Raw genomic sequence first — 14956 nt, 5'->3', positions numbered from 1 at the left:
AATGTTTTAACAAAAATAAAATTCAGGTTGTATAAGTCTTTATTTATGACTAGATTTACGACAAACAAAAAGAGACAAAATCTTCAAATCTCGATATTATGCTCAATCTGATAAAGAATGATAAATGGTTAGAGCCTTACGAACAGGCAATAGTAGGCAGATACGAAAAAGTTCGGAGTAAGATTAAAGAACTTACTCAGGATGGGAACTGTAAATTATCGGAATTTGCTTCCGGATATTTATATTTCGGGTTGCATAAAACCGAAAAGTCATGGATATTCAGAGAGTGGGCACCTAACGCCACAGATATTTATATTATCGGGACATTCAATAATTGGCAAAAAGACGAAAGATATAAATTAAATAGAATTGATAATGGTAATTGGGAAGTAGAGCTTCCTCTTGAAGCTATAAATCACGGCGATTTATTCAAGTTGCTGATGATCTGGGATTCGGGTTCGGCCGAACGCATTCCGGCATGGGCTACAAGGGTTGTTCAGGACTCCGATACAAAAATATTCAGTGCTCAGGTGTGGGCTCCCGATAAACCATACACTTTCAAGAAAAAGAAATTTAAACCCGATACTTCTCCTTTGTTAATATACGAATGCCATATAGGTATGGCAGCCGAAGAAGAAAAAGTTGGCACTTACGAAGAATTTAGGACTAACATTTTGCCTCGTATAAAAGCCGATGGTTATAATGCTATTCAGGTAATGGCTATTCAGGAACACCCGTACTATGGTTCTTTTGGATATCATGTCTCCAGTTTTTTTGCGGCTTCGTCCCGTTTCGGGACTCCTGACGAATTAAAACATTTAATAGACGATGCGCATGATATGGGTATTGCCGTTATTATGGATTTGGTTCATTCGCATGCAGTGAAAAACGAAGTTGAGGGGCTGGGCCGATTCGATGGGTCTTACTTTCAGTATTTTCACGAAGGAGACAGGCGGGAGCATAAATTGTGGGATTCGCTGACATTCGACTACGGAAAAAATGAGGTTATTCACTTCTTACTGTCGAATTGTAAATTCTGGTTGGAGGAATATAATTTTGATGGGTTCCGTTTCGATGGGGTAACATCTATGTTATATTATAGTCACGGGATGGGCGAAGATTTTACAAATTATGGCGATTATTATAACGGGCATCAGGATGATGAAGCGATAACTTACCTTACTTTAGCAAACGAAGTAATTCATGAGGTAAATGCTAATGCGATAACTATTGCCGAAGAAGTAAGCGGTATGCCGGGTCTGGCGTTGAAGTTTAAAGATGGCGGCTATGGGTTCGATTATCGCTTGGCTATGAATATCCCCGATTATTGGATTAAAATGATTAAGGAGAAAAAGGATGAAGACTGGCGTCCTACATCTGTATTCTGGGAATTAACTAACCGACGGTCGGAAGAAAAAACAATATCTTATGCCGAAAGTCATGATCAGGCATTGGTTGGAGATAAAACAATTGTATTCCGATTGATAGACTCGGATATGTATTGGCATATGTCGAAACTATACGGAAGTTCGTTTGCGACTGACAGGGGAATTGCCTTGCATAAAATAATACGCCTTGTTACAGCAACTACAATAAATGGAGGGTATCTGAACTTTATGGGAAATGAGTTCGGCCATCCCGAATGGATCGATTTTCCGCGTGAAGGAAATGGATGGTCGTATAAATATGCACGTCGCCAGTGGAAACTGGTTGATGACCACGATTTGAAATATCATTATTTAGGCGATTTTGATAAGGCAATGATTGATGTGATAAAAAGTGAAAAGCACTTTGAAAGAACTCCAATTGTTAAATTGTGGGACAAGGACGAAGATCAGGTACTTGCTTATATGCGCGACGATTTGATTTTTGTATTTAATTTTAGTCCGGCTAAATCATATTCCGATTATGGATTTCTTGCGCCCGAAGGAAAATATCAGGTAGTATTGAATTCCGATAGTGTTGATTATGGGGGTAATGGACTGACAGACGATTCTGTTGCTCATTATACTCAATCCGATCCATTATATAGCAAAGAGAAAAAGGGGTGGCTTAAACTATATATTCCTGCTCGTGTAGGTATGGTGCTTAAGCGAATAGGCTGATTTTATCTATATATTGAAGCTAAAAACTGCTTGGGTAAACAAACATAAAAAGCTGAGGGAAACTGTCCGGTTTTTAGCTTTACGGTTTTAATATGCAGCAAACAAAAAAGTTTTAAATTCTGTCAGGTGTGTCAGGTTTTTGATATTATCGGCTTTTAAGGGCACTTTAAACGAGGTGTAATTCTGTACAGATAGAATTTTTGAATATCAGGCTTATGGAATCCTTATTTTATAAAAATTCGTTTTACAAAACTTTTAAGACAGATAGCGAATAATTATGCTTAAGATACTCGATAATTGCCTAAAAAAGTGTATTTTTGCTCGCATTGTGTTTTAATCCATGGACAATAATAAATTAAAAGACCAAGTAAAGGAAGAATTTATTACTTACCTTAATATTAAAAAACACCGGAGAACTCCGGAGCGTTTCGCTATATTGGATCATATATACTCGGCAAAAGGACATTTTGACATGGAGTCGCTCTATAAAGAAATGAGCGAAAGTAGTTTACGTGTAAGTCGGGCTACACTTTACAATACAATCGATTTGCTGCTCGAATGCGGTTTGGTAATCAAGCACCAGTTTGGCGCAAATGTGTCGCAATACGAGCGTGCTTACGGCAACGAAAATCACGATCACCTTATATGTACAAGTTGTGGAGAGGTAAAAGAATACAAAAACAGTAATCTTTTTACTCCTTCGCAGCAAAAGCGCTTGCAACGTTTTAAAATAAGTTACTACAGTATGTATATTTATGGTATATGTAGCAAGTGCCAAAAAAAGAATCAAGTACAAGAAAAGAAAAATAAAACCAATTCACTCACAACAAAAAAATGAAAGTAGACGTTTTACTTGGCCTGCAATGGGGAGACGAAGGTAAAGGGAAAATTGTAGATGTTTTGACCCCCGAATACTCTATTGTTGCTCGTTTTCAGGGAGGACCTAATGCAGGGCACACTCTTGAGTTTGAAGGAAAAAAGTATGTTCTTCGCTCGGTTCCGTCAGGAATATTCCAAGGAAATAATATAAATATCATAGGAAATGGCGTTGTTCTCGATCCTGCATTATTCAAAGTCGAAATAGAGGCTTTGGAAGCATCGGGGCATAGTTTGACAAAACGATTGCTCATTTCTAAAAAAGCACATCTTATTCTTCCTACGCATCGTTTGTTGGATGCCTGCTATGAAGCTCAAAAGGGAGATGCAAAAATTGGAACTACAGGAAAAGGTATAGGTCCTACTTATACCGAAAAAGTAGGTCGGGGCGGTTTGCGTATAGGCGATATACTTTGTGGTTTCGAAGAAAAGTATCAGGCTGTAAAAGCTCGTCACTTGAAAACCCTTGAGCAATTTAAATTCGATACCAGCAGTTTAGCCGATATCGAAAAAGAGTGGTTCGACGGTTTGGAGAAACTAAAAGAGTTCGCTTTTATCGATAGTGAACACTATATAAATAAAGAACTGGTAAATAAAAAAGTATTGGCCGAAGGAGCACAAGGCACGATGTTAGATATCGATTTTGGGTCTTATCCTTTTGTTACATCATCAAATACTATCACGGCGGGAGCTTGCATTGGTTTAGGACTTGCCCCTCAAAAAATAGGAGAGGTTTTTGGTATTTTCAAAGCATATTGCACGCGTGTTGGTAGTGGTCCGTTTCCCACCGAACTGTTCGACGAAGACGGCGATAATATGCGTAATATAGGTTTCGAATTTGGTTCTGTAACAGGGCGTCCCCGTCGTTGCGGATGGGTCGATCTAGTGGCATTACGCTATGCAATAATGATAAATGGGGTTACACGCCTTATAATGACAAAAAGTGATGTTCTTGATACTTTTAAAACTATCAAGGCTTGTATTGCATATAAAATAAATGGAGTTGAGGTTACCGAGTTCCCATTCGAATTGGCAGGCAGTGTAGAACCTGTTTATGTTGAAATGGAAGGTTGGCAGACTGACATGTCAAAAATGCAGAAAGAGGACGAATTTCCGGCTCAGTTCAAGAAGTATTTAAGCTTTTTAGAAGAAAATTTGGGGGTTCCAATTACAATAGTGTCACTTGGACCTGACAGGGAACAGACTATAATCAGATAAAATAGGGTTGTAAAATCTGCAATTTGTTAAAATAAGCTATAAATATTAAGTGTTTTGTGTAAAATGCATAACACTTAATGTTTTTTAGGGTGTTGCGTTGGTTATGAACAGGATATGTTCGTAATTTTGGTATACAATTTGATTTACTATTTTCTGTATTAATTTATAACTAAAGAACTATGTCTATATTACCTATACAGTGGATCTTATTTCTAGGAGTTGCTCTTGTTAGTTGGTTGGTTTCATCCATGCTACAGAGCAAATTTAAGAAGTACTCGAAAATTCCGTTAACTAATGGAATGACAGGGCGCGATGTTGCCCTGAAAATGTTGCACGATAATGGAATATATGATGTTACGGTAACTTCTACTTCGGGTACGCTAACAGACCACTATAATCCGACTAATAAAACAGTGAATTTAAGTGACGCTGTTTATCAAAGCAATAGTGTTGCGGCTGCGGCAGTTGCTGCACATGAATGTGGACATGCAGTTCAGCATGCTTTTGGCTATGGCCCATTAAAAATGCGTTCGGCGCTTGTTCCGGTCGTTAGCTTTGCCTCAAAATGGGTTATATGGATACTATTAGCAGGTATTTTTACTTTAAATGTATTCCCTCAACTTCTATGGATAGGTATCGGGCTGTTTGCAATGACTACATTGTTTAGTTTTGTTACCCTTCCAGTCGAGATTAATGCGAGTTCGAGAGCTTTGGTTTGGTTGAACAGCGCAGGCATTACAAATGTAAGTAACTACGATATGGCAAAAGATGCATTGAAGTGGGCTGCGTATACATATGTTGTGGCTGCATTAGGTTCGTTGGCTACATTAGTGTATTATATAATGATAGCTTTAAGCCGAAGAAACTAACTTGAAAATTTAACAAAAAAGGGTAGCTTTGCGAAGAGTTACTCTTTTTTTGTCCTTATAAATAACCAGACTACATATGAAATTTATCTTTATTTTTATACTTGTAATATTTTTATTAGCTAACTTTTATGTGTTTCAGCGGATATGGGTGCTTATTCCTCCCTCTAAAATAGGCTATGGCATACTGATCGCTTTTGCCATTTTGGTTAATATTTCGCTCTTTATATTCTTCATATTTGGAAACCAGTTAAGCATGGGCATAGCCTCATTCTTTTACACGGTAGGTACATCGTGGATATTCATATTCTTATATTTGTTTATTCTTACTTTAATAAAGGATCTCATTCGTCTTACCAGATTGGTTCCATCCGATTTGTTTACTCACTATACACGCGAAAATTGGGTAGGTCTGTGTTTTGCTATAGTCTTTGTATTTCTGCTGATGTTCTGTGGATATCTTAAATATAGATGGAAGGTTAAAGTAGAATTACCCGTGTCGGTTGAGAAGGTAATGGAAAAACGAGATTCGTTACGTATTGTGGCTATAAGCGACTTGCATTTAGGGTACTCCATTGGAGTGCCGGAGTTGCAAGAGTGGATAGAATTTATCAACGCAGAGGAGCCGGATATTGTACTTATTGCCGGCGATATAATAGATAACAGCATACGTCCGCTTAAGGAGCAAAATATGGCTCAGTACTTTAAACATATTAAAGCTCCGCTGGGTGTTTATGCCTGTGTTGGAAACCACGAGTATATAAGTGGATACAAAGAGAGTGCCGAGTTTATGAATGCGGCAGGTATTCGTCTTTTGCAGGATGAAGTTGCGTTGGTCGACAGTTCTTTTTATGTAATTGGACGAGACGACAGGATGAATCCGGATCGCAAACCTATATCCGAACTTGTGGCCGGTATCGATCGGTCGAAACCTATAATATTGCTCGATCATCAACCTTATCATTTGGAAGAAGCGGAAGCAAACAAAATAGACCTTCAAATATCGGGGCATACCCATAAAGGGCAAGTTTGGCCAATATCGCTTATAACCAATATGTTGTATGAGAAATCGCACGGCTATCTGAAAAAAGGTGACACAAATATATATGTAAGTTCGGGTATCGGTATTTGGGGTGGGAAATTTCGTATAGGCACCCAATCGGAATATGTTGTAATAAATATGAAACAAGAGTGAAAGTTTTTTTAAACGCCATAATAGTACATACTTTACTTAATACTTATGTTTTTGTAAGGGGGTGGCAGCTGTTGCCTAAAAAAAATATTGTCCGTACGCCCTATGTTCTTGCTTTTTCGATAGAATTGAGCATATATCTTGTCGGCTTTTTTGCCGCCGAAAGCCTTCCTCTGAATATTTTGCATCCTATAATGATATTGGGAACATCGTGGATGGTGCTGATTATGTATCTTGCAGGTTTGCTCATGCTGTTCGATTTGGTTAAGATTGTCAGTCGTTATGTAAAAGCCATACGATCAAAGATAAATCTTGGTTCTGTAACTCTTCGGCGTGCATATTTCATTTTTTCGTTAGTGGTTGTTATCGGTTTAATGTTACATGGAAATTACCGCTTTTGGAATCCTGTTGTAACAGAGGTTGATATATCTATAGATAAAAAAGCCAGCAAAAATCAGCTTAAAGTTGTGGTGGTCTCAGATATTCATGTAGGTTATCTAATAAACAAGGATGTTTTGAAAATGTATGTAGACCGCATAATGGCGCAAAACGCAGACCTTATACTTATTGTTGGCGATATAATCGACTACGATCTTCGTCCGTTAATAGAGGAGCGACACGAAGAAGAGTTTCGGCGGTTAAAAGCTCCATATGGGGTGTATGCTGTAACCGGAAATCATGAATACAGGCTCAACTCCGAAGAAAAGATAAAATGGCTGAGCGAAAAGGCTGATCTTACTGTTTTACGAGATCAGGCAATATGTGTAGATAGCTTACTGTGCATTGTCGGAAGGGAAGATTATAAGGCTCCAGACCGAAGATTCCTTTACGAGTTGATGGCAGATGTAAACAAAGATTTACCTGTTATAGTGATAAATCACGAGCCTCATGACTTGGACGAAGAGGTGGAGAACGGAGTCGATCTAGCTGTTTATGGTCATACCCACAACGGACAACTTTTCCCTAATAATCTGCTTATTAAATTTTTATATGAACTTGGGTTTGGCTACAAAAAAAAGGAAGATACCAATATTTATGTAACATCAGGATTGGGCTTGTCGGGTCCTCAGTACCGAATTGGCACAATATCCGAAATTGTAGTATTTAATTTGAAGTTCAAAAACTAACCTTAGAAAAACAGTATCAGAATTATCTGAACTGTTATCAGCCTTATAAACATAGAAGCCGGATAGACTGTGGCATATGCTGCCGAAGGTTCATCGCCGTCTACTGTGGAGTTCGCATAACTTAAAGCCATAGGGTTTGCCATGCTGCCACAAAGCATGCCGGCACATTCGGCATAGTCTATTTTCATAATTTTAGCTGCAAGCCAACCAACGAGCGTTACGGGCACGATGGTTAGTATAAAGCCCAGTCCAATCCATAAAAAACCGTCAGAACCCAAAACCGTTTCAAAAAAATGCTCTCCAGCATCTAACCCAAGGCATGCCAGATAAACGGTAATACCAAATTGGCGTAGCATAAGGTTTGCACTTTGTGTAGTATAAGTTGTTATATGAAAGCGATGCCCAAAGGCTCCCATTAATATTCCTACAATTATAGGGCCACCTGCAATACCAAGCTTTACGGGTACCGTCAAGTTCAGAAAAGGTATAGGAATAGCGCCCAATATAACTCCTAATATAACCCCAAGGAATATAGCGATAAGGTTCGGATTCTTCAGTCGTTTAACTTCGTTTCCCAGTGTTTTAGCAACATTGTCAATCGAAGCCAATTCGCCTACAACCGTAATCCTATCTCCTATTTGTAACGATAGGTTTGGAGATGGAAGCAGATCTATTCCGGCACGGTTAATCCTCGTAATATTTATTCCGTACAGGTTTCTTAATTTCAAAGCTCCCAGTTTTACTCCGTTTACTTTGCTGTGGGTAACAAGTATCCGGCGCGATACAAGGTGGCTATTATCGATATGATTCCAGTCTATATCTTCTTTGTTCCAATCTACATTCTCTTGTTCGCCAAATAATACTTTAATATGTTCAATATCGGATTTCTTTGAAATAATTAATAAGTGATCGTTTAATGAGAGTTCGGTTTCCGATGTTGGTATTGTAACTTTTCCGTCTTTCCACACCCGCGATATAACAAATTTTTTGGGAGAAAGAGGCATTATATCCTTTATGGTTTTGCCAGCTACAGCCGGATTGATGATTTGGTATTCGCCGATGTAGGTCGACGAGTCTTTTTTGTTTTTTCTTGCGCCGTTTTTGTTTTCATCTCTTTGCCCCGACATATAATACATAACAGCAATGGCTATTATAACACCTATTACCCCAAAAGGATAGGCTACTGCACAAGCCGACGCCATTTCGGTTACTATTTTTGAATCGTTGGGAACTATTTGCCGTAAAGTTTCCTGAGCGGCTCCCAACATTGGTGTGTTTGTTACGGCTCCCGATAGTATTCCTATCATGTTGGGTAACGATATGTCGCATATAAAGTGAAAAAGTAAAGCAAGAATCAGCCCTGCTATAATAACCATCAATGACAACATATTGAGCTGCAATCCTCCTTTTTTGAAAGACGAAAAAAAACCGGGTCCAACCTGAAGCCCTAATGCATAAACGAAAATTATAAGCCCGAAATTCTGACAAAAATGGAGTATATCTTTATTTATGTCAAGGCCAAAGTGTCCGACAACTATACCGGCAAAAAAAACAAACGTTATACCTAAGGAGATATTCAGAATTTTAATTTTTCCAAATAAAAGGCCAACAAAAGCTACCGTCAATATGATGACAATAGGTTGGATAATAGACGGTAACGAAATATAATCTAAAAAAGAAAACATATTAAATTTTTCACCGATGCAAAGTTATATAAATAGAGATAAATTACATGTAGAAAATTCTCAAAGAAATAATATATTGTTAATAAAACGAAGTTAAGTTAAAATATGAAGCATGTCCGAAAACATTTCGGGTTTTGATTTGTTTAAATTATAAGTTAACGGGACTCGCAAGGGAGTTTGTTGAGTAACCCCTTAGCTTTTTAATTATTATATAGTTAAACAGATTGAGGGAGAAAGTGGTTCATCAGAACTGCTTTCTCTTTTCTAATATATTATTTCTTGATACCTTTGGAGTCAAAAATAATAAGTATGCCCCAAATAGAAAAAATACCATCTCCCTGCTATGTCATGGAGGAAACCTTACTTAGAAAAAACTTGTCTCTCATAAAATCGGTAAAAGACAGAGCACAGGTAAATATTATTTTGGCATTCAAAGCATATGCTTTATGGAAGTCATTCCCTATTATTCGCGAATATATACCTCATTCAACGGCAAGTTCGGTGTACGAAGCTCGTTTGGCTTTTGAAGAGATGGGCAGTCTTGCTCATACTTTCTCCCCGGCATATACAATGGAAAACTTTCCTGTGTTTTTGCAATATAGTAGTCATATAACTTTTAATTCGCTGAGCCAGTTCCAACGTTTCTATCCTCTGGTTGTAAAAGATGGAAATAAGGTTTCGTGTGGGTTAAGGATCAACCCTGAGTATTCGGTCGTAGAAACAGATTTGTATAATCCTGCAACTCCCGGATCACGTTTGGGTATTTTATCGGAAGATTTGGGAGATAAATTACCCGATGGTGTCGACGGTTTGCATTTTCACACACTGTGTGAATCTTCGTCTTTCGATCTGGAGAAAACACTTGAGCATGTCGAAGCTAAATTCGGGAGATTTCTGTCTCAAATAAAATGGATTAATTTTGGTGGAGGTCATTTAATAACCCGTAAAGATTATGATGTAGAACATCTTATCGGACTATTGAAGAACTTTAAAACAAAATATCCCAATCTTGAGATAATAATGGAACCCGGAAGTGCATTTGCTTGGCAAACAGGCTTTTTATTGTCGACAGTTACCGATATTGTTGAAAATAAAGGAATAAAGACAGCAATTTTAGATGTTTCTTTTGCTTGCCATATGCCCGATTGTCTTGAAATGCCTTATAAGCCTTATATTAGGGGAGCTTATCACGATTCGGTGGAGGGAAAACCCACGTACAGAATGGGAGGGAATAGTTGTCTTAGTGGCGATTTTATAGGAGATTGGTCGTTTGACGAACCTTTAAGCATAGGCGATAAAATTATTTTCGAAGATATGATTCACTATACAATTGTGAAAACAACAATGTTTAACGGAATATCTCACCCAGCTATTGCTTTATGGACTAAGGATGAAAAGCTTGAAATTTATCGTGAATTCGAATATGATGACTATAAGAATCGCATGAGCTAATATCCATTCCTGAAAAAGAACATGTCTTTAATATCATGTTTTATGAGTATTGAGGACTCTTTTTAATAAAAAAACATTATTTTTGAATATAATATCAGTTTAAAGATTGATTTATTGTGGACAAGAAGGTTAAATTATCGGTATTAGGTTTCTCTTTTAATCAATCCCAATCGGGGACTTATGGTTTAGTATTGGCCGAAGAAACAGGCGTGCGCCGTTTAATGATTCTAGTTGGTTCGCCCGAAGCACAATCAATAGCCTTTAAATTGCATAAAACCGAACCTCCGCGTCCGTTAACGCATGACCTTATAAAATCTATCCTTTTTGATTTCGACATACTTCTCGAAGAGGTTGTTATATACAAATATGAAGATGGCATATTCTATTCGCGCCTATACTTAAATGGGGCTGGCAATAAGGTTGAAGTTATTGAATCGCGAACTTCGGATGCAATAGCAACGGCATTGCGTACAAATTCTCCGATTTATACAACCGAAGATATCATGCGAGAGCAAGGTGTAGTTGTTTCGGACGAAGACGATATAAAGAACGAAGGAGAAGGCGATGCGAGCGACGATGTGCAGGATTTTACAAACTATTCGGATTTTAATAGAACAGAGCTCGAAAATATGCTCGAAGAAGCTATAAAAAATGAAGACTATGAGCTGGCATCGGTTTTGAGAGACGAGATATCGAAAAGAACCGGCCACCCGATTTAATTTTTCCGGCATATAAAACGTTGTTGTAATTTCGTACATGGATAAAACTATATTTTTTGCTCCTGATATTTTAATAAACCCTCAGTTACCTCACGAGGAAGCTTTACATTGTGTTAAAGTATTAAGAAAAAAAGAAGGGGATGAGATTCTTATAACCGATGGAAAAGGTCGTTTTTTTGAAGCTTCGATAATACAGGCCCATCCTAAACATTGTGTTGTAAATATAGATAAAACTATAAACGAAATTAGTGCATGGCCTTTTAATTTGCACATTGCTTTTGCCCCAACCAAGAATCTCGATCGCATAGAATGGTTTGCCGAAAAGGCTACCGAAATAGGTATAAACAGGTTTACACCCTTATTGTGCAGGCACTCGGAACGAAAGGAAATAAAATTGCCCCGGATAGAAAAAATACTGGTATCGGCAATGAAACAGTCGCAAAAGGCATCTTTACCCGTTCTGGACGAGATGATTCCTTTCTCGAAGTTTGTGAAACAACCATTCGACGGGAAAAAATATATAGCCCATTGTCAGGATGGCAATAAAAACCTGTTGAAAGATATTTATGCTAAAGGGCAAGATGCGCTAATCCTTATCGGCCCCGAAGGAGATTTCAGTCCGCAGGAAGTAGAAGAGGCTTTACTCAATGGATTCGAGGCTGTAAGCCTTGGAACCAGTAGGCTAAGAACCGAAACGGCAGCCTTAGTTGGCTGCCATACTATACATGTGCTGAATCAGTAGCTTTTAATTTCTACATCATTGTAAGTACTACCTGATTTTCTTCTGCCATTTTTCTGATATTCAAAACAGCATATCTCATTCTTCCTAATGCGGTGTTTATGCTGACTCCTGTGATATCGGCTATCTCTTTAAAACTCAAATCTTGATAGTAGCGCATTTTCAGAACTTCTTTCTGATTATCGGGCAAATATTCTATCAGTTTGCGTATGTCGGAAAAAATCTGATCTTTTACAATAACATCTTCTATTGTATCATCGCTATATGCCTGATTGTTTAATATATCCAGAGGCATCTCGTCGTTAGAGAAGGTGTTTTCGTTCTTTTCCTGTCTGAAATGGTCTATAATCAGGTTGTGTGCTATGCGGGTAATCCAAGCCCTGAATTTTCCCGTTTCCACATACCTTCCCTGTTTGATGGTTACAATAGCTTTAATAAATGTTTCCTGAAAAATGTCTTCTGCCAGCTCCCTGTTTTTTACAATAAAAAATATATAATTGTAAACATTGGTTTTGTGGCGAGTCAATAGCTGATCGAAAGCCGAGTTATTGCCATTCGAATAAGAAACGACCAAATCTTCGTCAGTCATAACTTTTAATATATCCATTACTTTCTCTTTTTACAGTTTGTTGAGTAATGTATAGGCAATAGGCAATTTGTTTTTTTACTGATTAATAGATAAATTGTACTTTACAAATAAAGGGATTTTCTGAGACATTTGCAAAACTTTAACATTAAAATATCATTTGTTACTGATCGCATGATGACTTCTACTTAGCATAAATATGCCAGAATAAACATTTTGAGCTTTTTGGGTTAGCCTGAATTTTAATTACTAAAGTCCCACGATATACCCATTTTGAAAACCATAGGGTTTACGGGATAGTAAGGAAGCGTGAAATATTCCGAATCGCCTAACGATTCTGCTATATTGTACATCATAGCAAAGAAACGTGTCTTTTTAAGGTGTACGTTTAAATAAGCTGTAGCGATAGGAAATCCCCCGATTTTTACGTCCTTTTGGTTATGAAATTGTAGTGTTACGGGTTCGTAACGGGGAACGTAATATTTAGTGTGTATATGTGCATCAACACCTAGTTGGATGGTTAATACTGGGCCAACTTTTGTCAGTAAGTAGAGGTTAGTGTAAGCACTAAGTTTAGGCAAAGGTATAATTCCCTCTTCGGTTGATGTTTGATATGCAATTTGGTTGTCCCAATGTAAAATTCCGGCGTTTAATTTCTGATCGAGACGTAAGGCTACTACCTGAATGTTTTTCGACGATTGCAAAAGCGAGTCGCTTCCGTAATAAATGTGGTTCTGAATATTTTCCACGCCTCCGCTCAGGCGGGTATTGGTTTGCGGTATAATAATCTCGCCGCCTATATATACTTTCTGAGTGTTTTTAAGCTCTTCTATCCATCGGATGTATTTTGTTTGAAAGCGTTCCTGATAGAAAGTCGGAGTGAGGTTTTTCAGATGGGCATTAACTCTCACCACTGCGTCTTTTCCTGCTATTCGGATAGAAGTGCTGGCGTTTCCTTCGAGTTTAAGTTCTCCCAAATTTGCCCCGATAACGCCTAAACGTGCATCAAGGTTATAACGAAGCAGGCGTCCTCTTTCTTTGGTTAGCTGTCCTCCAATAAAAGTAGAATTCTGGCTATGTACAGTTGTTACCAATGGTGTCGGGTTTTCGACACTGGGTAGCGAAAATTTACGAATGTCATGTTCTACGTATGCTGTAAGTCCAAATTTTACCCAATCTTTAAAGCCTTCGTTTAAGCTTATTGCGAACGAGTTTTTCAAAGACCAATATGCCATTTGATCGGCGGCGGGAGTATTGGACATAATGCCAAATTTATTCCCCGATTGGTAATAATTGTGATTGTAAAGTGTATCTGTTGCGGTTTGTCCTGTAGATGGTTTTACAACAGATTGGTCTTTTGAAGCGAAACGACGTTGCTGGTCGGTATAATTTGTTGTAAGTATAAAACTTGCCACAGGGATAAATTCGTTGCTGTCTCCCATTTCGTAACCTACATTATAACGATGGTTCATAAACAGTTGCCGTCCTTTAAGCCTGTTCCACATACTGTTTACACGAACGGGAATAGATTTGGAGTTGGTATTGTTTTTTAGAGCCTGAACATCGGGATTGGTTGGGTCGGTTATGTACCGCATATCGGTTATTCCCTCGTTCTCTGAATTGTTATAATAGTTATTTGCAACATAGGCATGCATTTGATAGCGGTCGCTAACATAACTGCCATACAAATTATAGGTCATCTGTTTGTTGGAGAGGTTGGAGTAGAATCCTCGCGAATAGATGTAATCGATATCGAATCCGAGATTAAGTTTTTTGCCGAAGTTAGAAGATAAAGATGCTTTAAACCGTTCTTCGCTATTTTGCTTGCTTCCTGCCTTTTGATAATAAATATTAGAATACGGAACTTTTGTATTCAGAAACATATGTTCCTCAGGTGTTTTGTAATAGTAGTCGAATGCATCGAGAAAGGGAAATATTGATTGATCTTTGCGTTCGAAAAACAACTTGGATTGCATAGGGGAGCCCATATTACCCAAATACCCCACAGCGATGCCTTGCCCGTCTATTAACGAAGTCTGATGAAAATCGACTAATGTACTGTCAACATTTACTATTGTTCTGTCGCCCGAATAAGGGTTTAAATACCAGCCATACATTTTGTAACTCATGGCTATAGAATCTCTTTCGGATATAGGTTTTTTTAGTTTGGCTTTGAGCGAATCAGGGAAAACGATCAGGCTATCGTTTAAAGCACCACTGATATCTCCTCTTATACTGTCGCCAACTATCAGGTATGGAGTTGTTTGAGCCTCTGCCCTATGTAGAGAAAAGCCTAAAAACAAAAGTATCAAACAGATATATTTCTTCATTGCCGCAAACTTACAAAAAAACACAATATCAAGAGGGCTCTTAATCTTTTTTAATGACTAT

At 38.0% G+C, this 14956-nt stretch carries 12 protein-coding genes; 9 read left to right on the top strand and 3 right to left on the bottom strand.

The window, feature by feature from the left end:
- The first annotated feature begins 98 nt into the window (after window positions 1-98).
- The 6 genes from D0T53_RS00130 (at window position 99) to D0T53_RS13505 (ending at window position 7384) form a co-directional block, all read left to right on the top strand.
- The gene (locus tag D0T53_RS00130; RefSeq protein ID WP_163263841.1) at window positions 99-2105 is read left to right on the top strand and encodes an alpha amylase C-terminal domain-containing protein; all 2007 of its coding nucleotides are present in this window, start codon (window positions 99-101) and stop codon (window positions 2103-2105) included.
- A 340-nt stretch (window positions 2106-2445) separates the two neighbouring features.
- Window positions 2446-2943 carry a Fur family transcriptional regulator gene (locus tag D0T53_RS00125; protein ID WP_163263839.1) on the top strand — a complete coding sequence of 166 codons (498 nt, stop codon included), beginning with the start codon at window positions 2446-2448 and terminating at the stop codon, window positions 2941-2943.
- Window positions 2940-4199, top strand: coding sequence for an adenylosuccinate synthase (locus tag D0T53_RS00120; RefSeq protein WP_163263837.1), 1260 nt, complete (start codon window positions 2940-2942; stop codon window positions 4197-4199). Before D0T53_RS00125 ends, D0T53_RS00120 begins: the two co-directional genes overlap by 4 nt.
- Before the next feature lie 179 nt (window positions 4200-4378).
- A complete protein-coding gene (locus tag D0T53_RS00115; protein WP_163263835.1) occupies window positions 4379-5068 on the top strand; it encodes a zinc metallopeptidase in 690 nt (229 codons plus the stop codon).
- Window positions 5069-5144: 76 nt separating this feature from the next.
- Window positions 5145-6260 carry a metallophosphoesterase gene (locus tag D0T53_RS00110; RefSeq protein ID WP_163263833.1) on the top strand — a complete coding sequence of 372 codons (1116 nt, stop codon included), beginning with the start codon at window positions 5145-5147 and terminating at the stop codon, window positions 6258-6260.
- A complete protein-coding gene (locus D0T53_RS13505; RefSeq protein ID WP_163263831.1) occupies window positions 6257-7384 on the top strand; it encodes a metallophosphoesterase in 1128 nt (375 codons plus the stop codon). The genes D0T53_RS00110 and D0T53_RS13505 overlap by 4 nt, the downstream gene beginning before the upstream one ends.
- A gap of 2 nt (window positions 7385-7386) precedes the next feature.
- On the opposite strand, the gene D0T53_RS00100 is transcribed toward D0T53_RS13505, so the two are convergent.
- A complete protein-coding gene (locus D0T53_RS00100; RefSeq protein WP_163263829.1) occupies window positions 7387-9069 on the bottom strand; it encodes a putative transporter in 1683 nt (560 codons plus the stop codon).
- Window positions 9070-9378: 309 nt separating this feature from the next.
- On the opposite strand from D0T53_RS00100, the gene nspC reads away from it, so the two are divergent.
- The 3 genes from nspC to D0T53_RS00085 all read left to right on the top strand — a co-directional run bounded on the left by nspC (window position 9379) and on the right by D0T53_RS00085 (window position 11982).
- A complete protein-coding gene (gene nspC / locus D0T53_RS00095) occupies window positions 9379-10521 on the top strand; it encodes a carboxynorspermidine decarboxylase (protein WP_163263827.1) in 1143 nt (380 codons plus the stop codon).
- Window positions 10522-10637: 116 nt separating this feature from the next.
- Complete coding sequence (locus tag D0T53_RS00090) at window positions 10638-11240, top strand: bifunctional nuclease family protein (protein ID WP_163263825.1); 603 nt, start codon at window positions 10638-10640, stop codon at window positions 11238-11240.
- Between the two features lie 37 nt (window positions 11241-11277).
- Entirely contained in the window at window positions 11278-11982 is a 705-nt protein-coding gene (locus D0T53_RS00085; RefSeq protein ID WP_163263823.1) for a 16S rRNA (uracil(1498)-N(3))-methyltransferase, read from the top strand.
- A gap of 10 nt (window positions 11983-11992) precedes the next feature.
- Here D0T53_RS00085 and D0T53_RS00080 read toward each other — a convergent pair whose 3' ends face one another.
- The gene (locus D0T53_RS00080) at window positions 11993-12586 is read right to left on the bottom strand and encodes an RNA polymerase sigma factor (RefSeq protein ID WP_163263821.1); all 594 of its coding nucleotides are present in this window, start codon (window positions 12584-12586) and stop codon (window positions 11993-11995) included.
- A 221-nt stretch (window positions 12587-12807) separates the two neighbouring features.
- Window positions 12808-14895: a putative porin gene (locus tag D0T53_RS00075; protein WP_163263820.1), complete on the bottom strand. Its 2088-nt coding sequence runs from the start codon at window positions 14893-14895 to the stop codon at window positions 12808-12810.
- Window positions 14896-14956: the final 61 nt, after the last annotated feature.

This window comes from Dysgonomonas sp. 216 (assembly GCF_010501065.1).
Taxonomy (GTDB): domain Bacteria; phylum Bacteroidota; class Bacteroidia; order Bacteroidales; family Dysgonomonadaceae; genus QVMM01.
The sequence above is the reverse complement of the archived record's forward strand: the minus strand, read 5'-3'. Positions and strand labels throughout refer to the sequence as shown.